We start from the raw sequence: 16,413 nt of genomic DNA on the forward strand, positions 1-16,413 counted from the left end.
TTGAGCGTTTGTCTCATCGCACTGCCTGAATTGCCGTAGACACGCCCGCCCAGATTGTTAATGATGTGCGTGATTTCACTGCCTGGCGTCCCATTTAACCAAATGGTCGTAGCGTGATGAATTTTGACCCCTGCGGCGTTAGGCGCTTCAATGGCAGAATCGAGTTTCACAGCTGCATCTCTGAAGTAGGAGTAAACGCCGAGGCCCCAAGCTTCATGTGTAGTTACGGAATCCGCCACTTTATAGGAGGCATAGCCTTTTTTGCTTCCGTTCATCCAAGCCGCTTGATTCGGAACATCGTATGGAATCTCGGATTGATAGAAATACAACCGGCCTCCGTTCCCATTCCAAATCGTTTGATATTCATTGTGATGCTCGTTGAATAATCCGTAAATCGTGACATCGGTTCCGTTCACAATGAGACCGTTCGTCGATACGTTGCTGGTCCAACCGGCGCCAGCGCCATGGTCAGCACGCCACATCCAGAAATGATCGCCGATGACGTTATTGCTGTTAATTTTCATTTGGGATGCGTTCGTCCCAGCTACGGCTCCGCCTGTACGGAAGAATAAATCGTGTAACGAGGTTGGATTCGTTGCGTGATTGTTTGTACTGCCTGCAGGTCCGATTTCCAATAGAGTGGAGGTTGCATTTGGACCAGCTTCATAAAGCAGTCCTGCTAATTTCACGCCGTCCACATCCGCGACCGTCATTGCAGGTTTATCTGTCGTTGGAATTAACGTTGGCATCCCGATTCCAAGTACAACTGTATTTGCGTTGTTGATACGAATTGTATCATTCAAAGGATAGATTCCCGGCGTAAATAACAAATTCTTCCCGGCTGTTAATGCAGCATTGATGCTTGCAGCACTCGATGTGCTAGGTTGATCCGAACGAACAATATAGAACTGGTCGATCCCGATGGACTGACCTGGCGTTGCTCCCGCTACCCAGCTGGCTCCTTGCGTATTCTGTGAGAGCGATGGAACAAACACTTGATATTGATCCGTTTTGTCAATATATAAATATGGCTTTTCACGGATGACTGGCGTGTTCGGAACGACCGTATACGGTTGATCTGGGAATGTCCCCGCCGGTGCATTCTTGTCACCTACGAACACCATGTTCCAAACCCCGTTGGACCAACTCGAATACTGGCTGTTTCGAGAGAACCATTGCTGCTGGGAAGCTGGCGTTATCTGACCGTCGACAATGGAATCCGCTAGAAAACCTCCGCTTGCCCATCCGGCATTCCAATTTGAATCAAAGTCAAACAAATTCAGTTTACCTTTAATATGTAACCGTCGAAGAGGTGCTGCTTGTGAAACGGCGATTTGCGTTGTCCCCGAAGAGATATGCGATGGAGCAGGAATTGTGAGCGTCGGATTAATACTCAGGTTTTCGATACCGCGCCAAAAGTTGCGTGTTGCATTCCCGTTATCCCAATCTGCATTCACATTCAACCCGCCGTTAATCAACACATCATCCGGATTTTGTCCCAAACCAGATACTTGCGTATTGAAGCCCACATAGAAATTAACATTATAACTTCCTGGTTTAAATAAGAGGGCATCTCTTTCTGTACCAAACTCATTGCTTTCCTGTCTGCCAAATATGGAACTAGCCGTGTTTTGAATATCTGCAGCTGGCATATCTGGGCTGAATACATAGACATTGGGGCCAAAAATCGTTGAATTCGCATCAGTGATTGGAGTTGCTGCATGCGAAATACCTGCAGGACTCCATAAACTGAGGACAATCGCCATCATGGATACGGATGAAATCATTTTCTTAAAATTGCGCATTCATATACCTCCCTCAGATTGGAAAAGAAACGTCATGCATGATGCTCATTAGTAAGCGATTACATTTCTAGCGCCGATCACCCTCTCATCTTTCAAAAGTAGGATGCTGTCTCTTAGTTAGTATCTTCAGCATAGAATAATACCACGTTCATTGAAAGAGGTAAACTTAAGGAGAAAAGGAGATAAATTTAAGGTGTTGGGAATGCAGATAGGCATGCATAAAGCAAATATTAATGTAAAGGTATGTTATAGGATTATCTAAGTTTTTGTAGGTATTTCTTATAATGAAAAATATAAATTGCAATATATTATGTTATGTAATATAACATTAATAGAGTAATAGATAAGCAAACAAGGAGGTTTTCTAAAATGATAATTAATTAAACGCTTAAATTATAACATTAAATGTCGCTTTATTTTTGATTTTGATGGATAACTCATTGCATTCCTTATTTTAATGTCATATTTACTAACAAGGAGGAAGTCATGAATAAATCATTTCATAGATTCTTTTCTAAAATTGCTATTTTGCTGCTCTTCAGCATCTCGATGAATGTCCTGGTCTTGATCAATCCACTTGGAGTTTCACTTGCCAGCGCTTCTACAGTCACCAGTCCGTCTACAGCGACAGTTCAATTGTCAGGTCCAGCTTCCATAAGTGTAAGCGACCAAGTCTATATGAATGTTTCCCTAATCGGAGCACCGAACAATGCGTCAGTGGGTAAGTTTGTGTTTGTATACGATCAGACATCATTTGAATACATAAAAACCACATCGGCCAAATCCAGCCTGAGCATCGTTGGTGAAAATAACGAACCAGGCAAAGTCAGTGTCCTTGTCACCGATTCTGCGGGTGGACTGACTCAAAACGATCCCGTGCTTACACTGGCTTTCAAAGCCAAGACGGCGACAAACCTTAGCGGAATCACCGGTTCCGTAGAGCTAGGGCTCTCCGACGGGAGCACCTTGCTGACACAGGCAGCTTCCATTCCACTCCAAATTTCCAGCTTGGTCCCAGGCGATCTTAACGGCAATCATGTGTTAGATGTAGGCGACCTTGCTTTATTAATGAATTTCTTTGGGATTGATTTCAAGAATCCGAACTGGGGCTTGGTTTCATCCGCGGATTTCAACAATGACGGCATCATCAATATTTCCGATCTTGCTTATCTCGGCAAAAAAGTTCTTTACGACAACGGACAGCCGTTCCAACTGTTGGAAGCTGATATTATGGGCATTCAGAATGCAATGGCTGCCGGCAAGCTGACCTCGGTTCAACTCGTTCAGATGTATTTGGATCGGATTGCCGCATATGACAAGCAGGGACCGACGATTAAATCCCTAATTACGATCAATTCAAATGCCTTAGCGATTGCAGCCAGTCTGGATCAAGAACGCAAGGACAAAGGTCCGCGTGGACTGCTGCACGGAATCCCAATCATTGTTAAGGATAATTACGACACAGTCGACATGCCTACAAGCGCCGGCTGCACATGTCTGAAAGATAACCAGACGGTGAGCGATTCTTATATGGTTAAAAAGTTAAAGGATGCGGGAGCCATCATTTTGGCCAAAGCCAATTTGAGTGAATTTGCCATCAATACAGACACGAATAGTTCACTGGGGGGCCAAACGAAAAATCCTTACGTATTGACCCAAAATCCGGGCGGTTCCAGCGGTGGAACGGGCGCATCCATTGCTTCTAATTTCGGGGTTGCAGGTCTGGGTACGGATACGGGCGGTTCAATCCGAATTCCTTCCTCCTATAACAGCATCGTTGGTATTAGACCTACAATCGGATTGACTAGCCGAGACGGCATCATTCCTTTGGCCCTGTCTCAAGATGTTGGCGGTCCTATGACTAGAACGGTAGCGGATGCTGCTATCATGCTCGACACGGTTAGCGGCTACGATCCTAATGATATTGTTACAGCGGGCAGCATTGGCAAAAAGCCGACCAGCTATACGAATTATTTAGTTAAAGATGGGCTAAAAGGCGCACGTATCGGGCTTGTCACCAATTCATCCGTGGTAGGAACCAACAAAGAAGTGCTTGCCCTGCTGAACAAAGCAGCTGATAGTATGCGCGAACAAGGCGCGGTTGTCACGAATGTATACATTCCTAATGCAGACACGATAGTGAGTTATTCGAGTCTAAGCGCCTACGAATTCAAATATAACTTGAATGACTACTTATCAAACCCGCGTTTGGTCGATCCGAACTCGGTTCGCTATCATTCACTTACGGATATCGTCAATTCTCAAACGGATTTCTTGGCTTCACTGAAAAGTACATTAACCACGAGAAACAATGTGGCGCCACTCGATACAAACCAGGACTATAAAGATATTCTGTTATTCAGAACGCGTCTTACCCAACAATCGCTGCTTGGTCTGATGGCCGACAATAATCTGGATGTCTTACTCTATCCAGCTACCACGACACCTACGAGCGGTGGTAACGCCAATCGTCTGAGTCCGTTCTCCGGCTTCCCGGCGATCAGCGTACCAGCAGGATACGTAGCAAACGGAACGCCAATTGCCATCGAGATGCTGGCCAGACCTTACGAGGAAGGTCAGCTAATCAAAATCGGCTATTCCTATGAGCAAGCAACGCATAACCGGGTAGCTCCGAAAAGTGTCCCGGCGCTGCCTGAGAAATAATCCGGCACGACGGACAATGTCATCCGATTCATTATATGAGAAAGGACGAACCTGGATATGCCGCATAAAAAACAAGCTCTTTTTATGATGCTATTGATGTTAATCATGCTGATGCCACAACAAATCTTGGCAGCAACGACCTCACCATCGGTTTCTATGGAAGCTTCCAAGAATGTCCTGAACGTAGGCGAAGACTTCACAATTACCGTAAAGGGCAGCAATCTGGAAGATTTGTATGCCTATCAATTTTCACTTTACTTTGATCCCAATCAATTAAAGTTCAAGCTGGGAAGCGAATCGACATCCACGGTTGGCTTTAGTGCTCCGGTTATATTTTCTGAGGCGGGCGGAACGCATCTCGTCTTTGCCCATACCAAGTCAGGGAACGTGGCGGGCGATAACGGATCTTTGGATTTGGCAACCTTCACCTTCACGAAGACTGGAAACGGTGCTGCCAACATCACTTTGAAAGATATTTTGCTTATCGACTCCAAAGTGCCTCAATCTACGACAAATGCAGCAACGGCCAGCTATACGATTGTTACTAAAAGTGATGATTCAAGCAGTGGAAGCAGCGGAGGCGGAGCGCCATCCAACGAAGGAACGATTGCGATTGAGGGTGGAACGTTAACTTTGAATGATGCTACAATCGATGTGCCGGCTGGAGCACTGGCTAGCGGTATAAAGGTGACCGTAGATAAACTAAGCGATACGTCCATGCTGCCCGTTGACTCATCTCTTAAATTAATAAGCGGTGTCTATGAAATCAAAAAAGACAGTGAAGGCGATTTTAACAAATCTGTTGTCATCACATTGCCTTTCGACAAGACTGCCGTGGACTTCACGAAGTCGCTGGTAGGCGTATATTGGCTTAATGAACAAACCCGTACATGGGTGCAATTGGATGATCTGCAAGTGGATCAAGCCAAGGGGACGGCTTCCGGATCTGTCAAGCATTTCACGAAATTTGCTGTGCTGATTTCCGATAAAAAGGCTGCCGATCAGGATGCGGCTAGTTTTACCGATATCAAGGGACATTGGGCCGAAGCCAGCATTCGTGAATTCGTTAAACAAGGTGCGATCGACGGATATCCGGACAATTCCTTTAAACCAGACAATAAAATCACGCGAGCTGAATTCGTTACCGTTATCTTCAAAGCGTTGAATCTTAAAGCGCAGGATGGAAAAAGTTTCGAAGACACGTCAACGCATTGGGCAAAAAGTGCGATTTCAACTGCAGCAGCACTTGGCGTTGTTAACGGCTATACGGAACAGACTTTTGGGCCAGACGAGTTCATAACAAGAGAGCAAATGGCAGCAATCGTCATTCGTGCGGCACAGATGGATCCGGTTGCCAAGAACATCGATTTTTCGGATCGTTCGTCGGTATCCGACTGGGCACGATCGGCTCTTGAGACCGCCATTGCCAAAGGATTGGTTAATGGATATGAAGACAACACGGTGAAGCCGCAGGCGAACACGACCCGGGCTGAAGCTGTATCTGTCATACTTAGAGCATTGGCATTAAAAAAGTAAAGACTTGATGAAAAAAACTGCTTCCTAGTAGATGATCTACTGAGAAGCAGTTTTTGTTTTTTAATTGAATAGTTTTCACTGTTTTTTGATGGAGCTTGTCTTTTCCTCGCTGGGGCTACTACTTGGAGTAGGTTTAGCAGCTGATTTTCCTTTGGTAGACGTAGGGCTCGGTGACGAGTTTCTTGGTGTCGTTGCTGGGGGCTGATCAAGCCCTTTGCCCGCCTGTGGTTTGTGGGTTGCTGTTGGCTTAGGTGGTGAGGAGTTATGCTCCGCTTTCGCATGAAGCTTAGCTTGCTCCTGCTGGAATCCTGGATTGTCATAGGCACCTCCAGCATCGATCTTCGTTAGGCCTTCCCACATGTTATCTGGTTTATAGCTGCTTGGATCTGCCAATACCAGGAAACCGTCAGGTAAGCGGCGTTCGCCGTAACGACTCGCAGGCTTTGTCTGCAGTTTGCCGTCAGCGACTAATTCGGATGAGGCCCCTCCATCCAGAAAGCCCGCATTCAGGCATCCCTCCGATAGAAAGATATCTTGCACTTCTTTAAGTGTAGCCCCCATGCTGTACCCCGGCTGACGTCCGTCAATAACGAGAAAGATGATCGTTCCGTTCCCTGTCTGGCAAAGGGCCGTCCTTGGATCGCGTCCCGCCCCGCCGTCTCCGCTGGTGATGAGTCCCTTGCCGTCTTCGATAATGCGCGGTTTCCAGAAGGCAGCATCGGTAACTCCATCTTTAATCAGCTCATCAATGGAATATAATCCAATTTTCAGAATTCCGTTCTTGGTAAACCCAACTACGTGCTGCTTGACACTACCGTCATATTCCGTAAGAACGACTTGGCCGCCTGACATCAGAAACCCAATCGGTGCAAAGCCATTACCTAAGCCTTGGGGATCATCGAACGCTCCGCCATTCACACCTGCAAGCGCACCTGTCCGTTTGACCATGTCCGTAATTTTTTCACCCTCTTGCTTATGGCTAGTTGTTACAAGGCGGATTGTTCTTGGATCGTAGACAACCATTTTTTTGCCGCGCCATGTAGGATTCTTATGCGTTTCATCCTGGATGTCAACGACCTTTATTAATTCACTAGCTGTTCGTTTGCGTTTGTCTAGCTTGATTAAGCTATCATGCTGCTTGTCGACTCCCCAAACATCGATTTGCTTCTGCATCTGATTAACCATATCATCACGCTTTTTGGCACCAACCAAAACCCATGCCCATTCACGGTGCTGGGTATTGATCACCATTTCGGCCAGATTTGTCCGAAGATCAATTCCCCAAGGTGTCATGAATAGGAGCATCAAGCATACAATGACAGAAGCGCCTATAGCTATTAGCGTCTTTTTCAACCAACTCCTGCGGACTCTGGTCCTATTATTTGGCAAAACGATGTTCTTTAACTCCATGATTCTTCGTGTCTCCCTGAAATGATTAAGCATAAATACTCATACTTATTTTATTGCATAAAAATTTTGACGCAAGTGTAATGAATAAAGTTTATTAAATGCATGATTTTAATTGTCAGATTGATTTAAACGATCGAGTACCAATTGCACGGCAATGGCATCGTCCAAATAGCCTAGAGGAAAAACGTAATCGGGAATAAGATCGGCGGACATCACAAAATAAAGAAGTGCGCTGCCGAGTAGTGCACGTCTTTCTGAGGTGTTGTCATCTTCGCAAAATTGAAGATACATTAGTTTAAGCCCATCAATGAAAGGCCCGGCTCCATTGACACTTGCCACTTTGGAAGGGAAGTCGTCGATGATGATTTGCCGTCCTTCTTCTGTTAGGGCATATTGCTCGTACTTGCTCAGTTCTTTCTGGACGAGTTCGGCTGTGAACGAATGATCAATTAAATTTGAAGACTGCAGAATTTTTTGCACACTGCTTATGGACGTGTATATGTCCGATTGTGTTTCAGCTTGAGGCATTGTGATATCGAATCCTGCAGCTTGAAATAAATGTGCGGTTGGAACCCCGAGATGGAAGGCAAAGGTTTCCAAGTGGTTGAGCTTTGCCTTTTGTTTTCCACTGATGATTCGAGAAATGGTAGCTGTATCAATCCCCGTGAGTGAACTTAGTTTCCGCATGGAAAAGGAACGTGCTTTTAATAAAGCGGTTAACGTAAGTCCCAGCGTCTCTTCCCTATTTTTGTCGGACATCCTATGGTTTCACCCCTTATGGCTAAGTGTTGAAATAATCTCAACATTTTTTGTTTGGAAAAGCACTTTATTGCAAAATCATCAATACTCTGACTGTAAACAGTTGGAGGAGTGAAACACAATGACAGCATGGCTTTTGATCCTGGGATTTGCCGTATCTTCAAGTTTGGATAATTTAGGTGTTGGAATCTCTTATGGGATTCGTGGTACGTGTATTGGTTTTTCTTCAAATGTCGTAATCGCCATTATTTGTTTTCTTTTTAGCATGTTTGGGATTCTTTCTGGACAATGGCTTTCGAAGGTTCTGCCAGGCATTTATCCTGTCTTGGTAGGTGCATTTCTATTGTTCATTGTGGGGATCCGCATTATTTTATTAGCAGTTCCGCGAAAGAAACAACATGTATCCAGAGAGGTTGAACGTATTGAAACGGATGCGGCCTCCATGAAGTCAATTCTGAAGAATCCTGAAATGGCGGATGTTGATAAATCGGGAGATATTGGTTTAGGTGAGGCTTTTATTCTGGGGGTAGCGCTATCCGTTAATGCAATTACGAATGGCTTAGGTGCAGGTTTACTTGGATTATCGCCTCTAGCTATTTCCATAACCGCCGCTCTCGGAAGTTTCATCACGGTATGGTTCGGTGTTGTTCTCGGTCGCAAAGTAGCGGGGATTCGTATTGGCTCTTTCACAGTTGGTCAATTCGGGACCATTCTGAGTGGAATTTTGCTTTTGTTAATTGCCGGCAATTCATTATTCGGTTGAAGTCTACTGTCATTCTTGTATCCTACATTTTACGCAAGAGGTAGTATTTTATGACATTAATGCGGATGTGAAATGATAAATATTCCTATGAATCTACTGGACAAATAAAGGATTAACCGCTAGTATGGGCAGTACAACCATATACGTGCAAATAAGGTGCACATTCGATCACATCGTCGAAAGTGCTTAAAAGGGAAGTCAGGTGCAATGCCTGCGCGGTCCCGCCACTGTAAATGCGGAGTTTCTTTTCTATCAGGCCACTTTCCCCACTTAAGGGGATGGGAAGGCGAAAAGTTTACGAGGATGCATGAGCCAGGATACCTGCCTATTTTGCTTGTCGCACTATTTCTCCGGGGGGTGAGAAATTAGTTGGCATTGCTATGTCATTTTGGCATATGCAAGTAGTTTTTTTATGTTGGAATTAAAGGCAAACCCCACTATTGGGCTTTGCCTTTTTTGCTTTGCTTTTTAAGTGTTTTTTAAGAAAATTATAAGGAGAGATAAGAACAGTATGTTAAGCAAACTGCATCGTAAAGCTATGTCGTCCTTTTTAGCATTCGTAATGGCATTATCTGTATTATTCAACGTCATTGCGCCAGCTAATCCAGTTTTCGCTGCGAATCAAGGACCGGTTTCAGTTGCGCTTCACGTCGAAGGACCGCAAGGTCTTATCCACGAAGGAGTGGCGGAAGGTTCAAACGCGTTAGAAGCGTTGCAAGCTGATTTAAGGCAAGCCCAAATTCCATTAGACATTGCAGATTCACCCTATGGTCCGTATGTGACAGGAATTAATGGGATACACGCAGGACTATATGGCGGCTATGATGGATGGAACATTGCTGTCAAGCGTCAAGGACAATGGATCATACCTTCTGTCGCTATGGATCTATTTAATCTAGAAAGCAATGACCAAATTAGCGTGTATTACGGTGATCTTGAGACGCAATTGGTTCAATCCATTTCTGTTCAACCTGGTGATGTCAAAGCCAATCAGCCTTTCTCCGTTACGGTCACGAAGAGCACTTATGATTGGTCAAGTAACCAATTTATTAATTCTCCGGCTAGCGGTGTGAAAGTAACAGTTGGTGGGACCGCAGTCGTAACGAACCCAAACGGTATAGCTGCATTTGATAAAGGAGTAAGTGCAGGAAATTATACACTTGAAGTTACGGATTATCGTGCAATTGCAGCACCGGGAACAGTTAGAGCTACTCAGCCATTGACCGTTAATAAGGTACCAGCCATTCCACTGGGGAATGTAACTCTTACCGTTGAGAAATTTACATTAGGGCAAGGCTATTTTAAAGAGCCGGTTAAAGTTCCTTTTTATGAAGGTGAAAATGTAGCAGCTGTACTCACGCGCGTTTTGGGTGAGGATAATATACAGCATACCGGAACTATTGAAGAACGTTTTTATTTATCTAAGGTTAAAGACGCTGGCAGTCAAGTAAATGTGCCAAATTATATCAAAGAGCAAATGGATGCAGATGGAGTTCAATTAGGTACAAAGAATAACGAGCAGTGGCTGGGAGAATTCGATTATACGTCTATGTCCGGGTGGATGTATGCCGTAAATAATGTAATCCCGAATGTAGGGGTGTCCGACTATATACCTCATGATGAGGATGTCATTCGAACTCAGTTTACTGTGTATGGCTTTGGAGCATCGCTGGGAGGCGACGAGTGGAGTCCGGGCTTTATACAAACGGCTAACAAGGATGCACTGACGGCTAGGATCGCAGAAATAAACAGTGATCCGAATAAAGCAGCGATTCTATCGAATGCAGTTGTTAAATCCCTATATGATCAAGCGTATTCGTTGCTTACTAACATGGAAAGCAAGCAGAATGACATAGATAGAATGCTAGCCAGTCTGAACGGTAATGTTAAACCGACAATAAAAGTTACCGGGATAACGGATAAACAAGAAGTAGCCCAGGCTAATATTAGCTTTAATGTGGAAGCGACGGATAACACCTCATCTGTTATAACACCCGTAGTCAAGTTGAACGGAACTGTTATCTCGAAGACTGGCGGAGCATATAATGTCGTTCTAAACTCAGGTGTAAACACAATTGCCATCACGGCCAAAGGTGCATTCGGCAATACGGCAGAAACAAATTTTACCATAACGTACAAAGCTAGTGTTGTAAACAATGCGAAAGAACAGTTAAACAAAAACCTAGCCTATATTCTAAAAACGGTAGATAAACCGAAGTTTGGAACCGGCGGCGGAGAATGGTCTGTCCTTTCATTGGCCAGAGCTAACTATTCTGTACCTGATGGCTATTATCAATCGTACTATGACAATGTAGTTAGTACAGTAAAAGAAAAAATGATTGCGAATGCCGGGGTATTGGATAAAACGAAAGGTACCGAGCATTCAAGAGCCATCCTGGGACTAACTTCGATTGGCAAAGATCCCAAAGATGTTGGTGGCTATGATCTTTTACAGGCACTTTCGGATTATGATTATGTCATTAAACAAGGCATGAATGGTCCAATCTTCGCCCTTCTTGCATTCGATTCTAAGAACTACATAATTCCCTCAGCTGCAGAAGGAAAAGTACAAACTACTAGAGATAATCTCATTAAGTATTTGATAGATGGAGAATCAAACAAGGGTAACGCCGATCAAGGAGGTTGGGGACTATCTCCTGGTGGTAAACCTGATGTCGATATCACCGCAATGACGATGCAAGCACTTGCTCCGTATGCTCAGTCTAAAGAAGATGTCAAAGCAGCAATAGATCGAGCTGTTAGTTGGCTTTCTAAATCTCAAAATAGTGAAGGAAGTTATACAAGCTTCGGAAGTACAAGCAGCGAGAGTCTATCACAAGTGGTAACCGCATTATCGGCAGTCGGTATAGATTCAAACACAGACTCAAGATTTATTAAAAATGGTAAATCTGCTTTGGATGCTTTAATGTCATTTGCCGTAGTTGATGGCGGCTTTAAGCATACTAAAACAGGAAAAGTAGATGCTATGGCAACTGATCAAGGTACGTATGCACTTGTAGCCTATGATCGATTCGTGAATGGAAGCAACCGTCTGTATGATATGACGGACGTTGACACAGAAAAACCAAGCATAACCGTAACCGGCTTAACGAATAACCAAGAAGTATCCCAGCCAAATCTGAGCTTTGGAGTTCAAGTAACCGATAATCGACCTGGAGTAATAACAACGGTAGTTAAGCTAAACGGGACAGTAATCTCCAAAGTTGATAATAAATACAACGTTGTTCTTACCGCTGGAGCAAACACAATCACTGTTTCTGCCACTGATGCTTCCGGGAATTCAGCTGAGCAATCGTTTACTATTACTTACAAAGCTAGTACTATTAGCAACCCGAAGCAAATCTTAAATAAGAATCTAGCATATATTGTGAAAACAGTAGAAAAACCGGTTTTTGGAACGGGTGGCGGGGAATGGTCTGTCCTTTCATTGGCCAGAGCCAATTATTCCGTACCTGATGGCTATTATCAATCGTACTATGACAATGTAACTAGTACAGTAAAAGATAAAATGATTGCGAATGCCGGAGTTTTGGATAAAACAAAAGGTACCGAGCATTCAAGAGTCATCCTGGGACTAACTTCAATTGGCAAAGATCCCAAAGATGTTGGTGGCTATGATCTTTTACAGGCACTTTCGGATTATGATTATGTCATTAAACAAGGCATGAATGGTCCAATCTTCGCCCTTCTTGCATTTGATTCTAAAAACTACATAATTCCCTCAGCTGCAGAAGGCAAAGTACAAACAACAAGAGATAAACTTATTAAGTATTTGATAGATGGAGAATCAAACAAGGGTAACGCTGATCAAGGAGGTTGGGGACTATCTCCTGGCGGTAAACCCGATGTTGATCTCACCGGAATGACAATGCAAGCACTTGCTCCGTATGCTCAGTCTAATGAAGATGTAAAAGCAGCAATAGATCGAGCTGTTAGTTGGCTTTCCAAATCTCAAAATAGTGAAGGAAGTTATACAAGCTTCGGAAGTACAAGCAGCGAGAGTCTATCACAGGTGGTAACCGCATTATCAGCAGTCGGCATAGATTCAAACACAGACTCAAGATTTATAAAAAATGGTAAATCTGCATTGGATGCTTTAATGTCATTTGCTGTAGCCGATGGCGGCTTTAAGCATATTAAAACAGGAAAAGTAGACGGCATGGCTACGGATCAAGGCACTTACGCATTAGTAGCCTATGATCGATTCGTGAATGGAAGCAACCGTCTGTATGATATGACGGATGTCCTCGATATCCCGACTCCAGGCGAAAATGAACTCCCGTTACCGAGCGGTGATCAACCTAAGATTGTGATCCCGTCCGATAATAAAGACTACATTATTCCAGTAACGAATGCAGATGCAAATAAAGAAATAACGATAGAAATCCCTATTAATAATCTTTCGAAAATTCAAGTCAATTTGCCTTCGAACAGCAGCTTGCCCCAAATTGAAGCTGTCAAAGGCAGCATATCGATGGTCATTCCTAAGGGAGCCCAAATTATTAGTGGGGATTCTTCAGGACTGGAGTTAATCACATCCAATGATGCGGCAAGTTCTTCATTAAAAGATAAAATAAAAACGATCATTGAGAACGGCAAGAAACTGGATACCGTTCATCAGGCCATCACGCTTGGCGGTACTAACCGAGTAGAGTTTAATCAATTTGTCACTTTGACTTTCACTGGCATGAAAGGCAAAGATGCTGCCTTTATCCAGAATGGATCACCGCATACGATTAAGAAGTTTGCAAGTGATGAGGCAGGCAAAGCAAGCAGCAATAATGAGTATGCCTACGACAGTGGGAACGATCTGATTGTTAAAACCAAACATTTTACCGACTTTATCGCTTACGCTTCAAGTACGGTTGTAATACCGCCAATTGGAGGAGGGGGTGGAGGAGGAACTCCTCAACCGACGAAGCATGCTACCATATCCGTTGATAAGCGTACGATCAACAAGAGGGATGTTATTCCTGCAACGAGCGTAGAACTTCAGTCGGGAGATACCGCATGGAGTTTGCTCAAGCGAGTATTAGACAGCCGCGGGATCAGTTACAAATATGAGTGGTCTGAGAAATATGACAGTGTATATGTGCAATCCATTGCTGGTGACGGTGAATTCGACCACGGCAGCGGCAGCGGTTGGATGTACAATGTGAATGGCGACTATCCGGATTTCGGGGCAACCAAATATACGCTTCAGGATGGCGACAGTTTGCAATGGCGCTACACGACTAATTTAGGGGAAGATCTGGGTCATAAATATACAGGTGATCCAAAACCAATCGTTAATTCAACGGATCAAAAAACAGTTATTGATGTTCCGGCAACGATTACCGAAAATTACACCGTAAACATCACCATTGAATTGAAGGATAAAGAGCTTATTACGATTAACATTCCTAACGTGAAAGCCAAAGTTATTCTTAGCTTGGATGAAGTGAAAGACAGCATCCCAACGATCACCGCCGTCAAAGGCGATATCTCCGTTTCGATCGACAAGGGCACTGTTTTGAAGTCAGGGGATTCTCATGTTGAACTGTTAACCTCTTTGAATACCGATGACATGAATCTGCAGAATCTCGTCAAAGGCAGTTTAAAAAGCGCAGAAACGAAGACGGTTAAGCTGGCTCATGTTTTTGCCATGGGGAATGCGAATCAATCCGTCATTTTCGATAAGCCGCTTACTTTTGTCATCAAAGGTGCTAAAGATCAAAGCGTTGGATTTATCGAAGGGGATACCTTCACACCGATTGAGATTTATGAGTCGGATGTCAAAGGTGCCGAGGCGACAAAAGGGAATGAAAAAATTACCTACGCATATGTAAAAGACAACGATCTGATCATTAAAACAAACCATTTCACGAATTTCGTTTCCTATTCCGTAAGTCAGCTGGAGACGGTGAAGCCGTTCGATCTGAAAAATCTGTATGCAGACACCCATTCCATTTCAAATTGGGCAATTGAGGCTATTACAGAAGCATCTCAGAAAAAATTTATTGACGGCAGCGATGGGAAATTTAATCCGCAAGCCACGATTACAAGAGCAGAGTTCACTAAGATTCTAGTGGGTGTTCTCGGAATAGATGTAAAGACGAGCAGCATCATTAACTTCACAGACGTCTCTCAGAAGGATTGGTTCTATCCTTATGTGAACGCAGCGTATAAAGCAGGTTTTATTACAGGGTTCTCGAACGATCAATTTCATCCAGACGAGAAACTGACACGAGAGCAAATGGCGGTCATCATTGTCAAAGCGCTGGGCATTCAAGCTGGTGGGCAAGCACCAACCATTGAAGATTTAGACCTTGTATCCGATTGGGCTAAAGTTGATGTTCAAACGATTATGGCACGTCAGCTTATGTCCGGATGGGACAACCGGTTCCAGCCTAGCGATGAGGTAACGAGAGAAATGGCGGCCGTTGTTGCTATGAGAGCTTATCATTATAAGAATGATGCTCAAAAAGAAACAGCTCAGCCCGATCTGCTCAAAAAAGCGCTTGTTGAAAAGCTAATTAACCAGACCGCTGTTTTCATGCAGCAAACCGTAACCGATCCAGTGGTAGCATCCATTGGTGGAGATTGGACTGTATTTGGACTGGCACGCTCCGGCGTTCCAGTTCCAGATGCCTACTACGCTAAGTATTACGCCAATGTAGAGAAGATTTTAAAGGAAAAATCAGGTAAGCTGCACGCGGTAAAATACACGGAGTATGACCGGGTTATCCTGGGCCTCACGTCGATCGGCAGCGGCATTGATCAAGTAGCCGGGTACAATTTAAGAGAGTGGCTGGCTGATTATGACACTTTGATCAAGCAGGGCATTAATGGTCCTATCTTTGCGCTTATCGCGCTGGATAGCAAATCTTTTGACATTCCGACAGTCGCTGGTGTCAAAACACAGACTACAAGAGATCTTCTAATTGACTTTATTTTAAAAAGGGAAATAACAGACGGAGGATGGGCGCTGGGTGAGAAAGCGACGGAAGCAGATCCGGATATAACAGCGATGGCCATCCAAGGTCTGACGCCGTATTACAAAACGAACAAGAACGTACAAGCTGCGGTAGATCGCGCACTTGTGTGGCTGTCCAAGTCGCAGAAAGATGACGGCGGTTACGCCAGTGGGGAATCCACGAATTCCGAGAGCATTGCTCAGGTTGTTGTTGCTTTGACGGGTCTTGGCATTAACCCGCACACGGATGCAAGGTTTATCAAAAACGGCAGCTCGGCTGTTGACGCTTTACTCAGCTTTGCTGCTGCAGACGGAGGATTTTATCATATTAAAACGGGCGGCTTCGATAATGGCGGTGCAAAACCAGGCGAAGTAGATCCAATGGCAACTGATCAAGCTATGTATGCATTGGTTGCTTACGATAGACTTCTAAAAGGGCAAACTCGTCTATATGATATGACAGATATCAAATAAGAATATGAATCTATAAGCAGGGGCAG

7 protein-coding genes and 1 riboswitch are annotated in these 16,413 nt (G+C 44.2%); of the genes, 4 read left to right on the top strand and 3 right to left on the bottom strand.

Annotated features, from left to right (window positions below; genetic code table 11):
* The coding region (locus GC097_RS30970) for a pectate lyase-like domain-containing protein (RefSeq protein WP_512699057.1) at positions 1-1,805 on the bottom strand (1,805 nt) is incomplete at its 3' end.
* 486 nt (positions 1,806-2,291) lie between these two features.
* Between GC097_RS30970 and GC097_RS30975 the strand changes: the two genes are divergently transcribed.
* Together GC097_RS30975 and GC097_RS30980 are read left to right on the top strand one after the other, a co-directional pair.
* Positions 2,292-4,469, top strand: coding sequence for an amidase family protein (locus GC097_RS30975; protein WP_246294569.1), 2,178 nt, complete (start codon positions 2,292-2,294; stop codon positions 4,467-4,469).
* A gap of 105 nt (positions 4,470-4,574) precedes the next feature.
* The gene (locus GC097_RS30980) at positions 4,575-6,005 is read left to right on the top strand and encodes an S-layer homology domain-containing protein (RefSeq protein ID WP_171687122.1); all 1,431 of its coding nucleotides are present in this window, start codon (positions 4,575-4,577) and stop codon (positions 6,003-6,005) included.
* A 75-nt stretch (positions 6,006-6,080) separates the two neighbouring features.
* On the opposite strand, the gene GC097_RS30985 is transcribed toward GC097_RS30980, so the two are convergent.
* Positions 6,081-7,415: a phosphodiester glycosidase family protein gene (locus GC097_RS30985; RefSeq protein ID WP_246294570.1), complete on the bottom strand. Its 1,335-nt coding sequence runs from the start codon at positions 7,413-7,415 to the stop codon at positions 6,081-6,083.
* Between the two features lie 108 nt (positions 7,416-7,523).
* Complete coding sequence (locus tag GC097_RS30990; protein ID WP_171687123.1) at positions 7,524-8,174, bottom strand: DUF1232 domain-containing protein; 651 nt, start codon at positions 8,172-8,174, stop codon at positions 7,524-7,526.
* Positions 8,175-8,295: 121 nt separating this feature from the next.
* Between GC097_RS30990 and ytaF the strand changes: the two genes are divergently transcribed.
* Complete coding sequence (gene ytaF / locus GC097_RS30995) at positions 8,296-8,937, top strand: sporulation membrane protein YtaF (protein ID WP_171687124.1); 642 nt, start codon at positions 8,296-8,298, stop codon at positions 8,935-8,937.
* Positions 8,938-9,074: 137 nt separating this feature from the next.
* A riboswitch (cobalamin riboswitch) is annotated at positions 9,075-9,280 on the top strand.
* Positions 9,281-9,448: 168 nt separating this feature from the next.
* Positions 9,449-16,387, top strand: coding sequence for an S-layer homology domain-containing protein (locus tag GC097_RS34525; RefSeq protein ID WP_246294571.1), 6,939 nt, complete (start codon positions 9,449-9,451; stop codon positions 16,385-16,387).
* Positions 16,388-16,413 lie beyond the last annotated feature (26 nt).

Source organism: Paenibacillus planticolens (assembly GCF_013141725.1).
GTDB lineage: Bacteria > Bacillota > Bacilli > Paenibacillales > NBRC-103111 > Paenibacillus_E > Paenibacillus_E planticolens.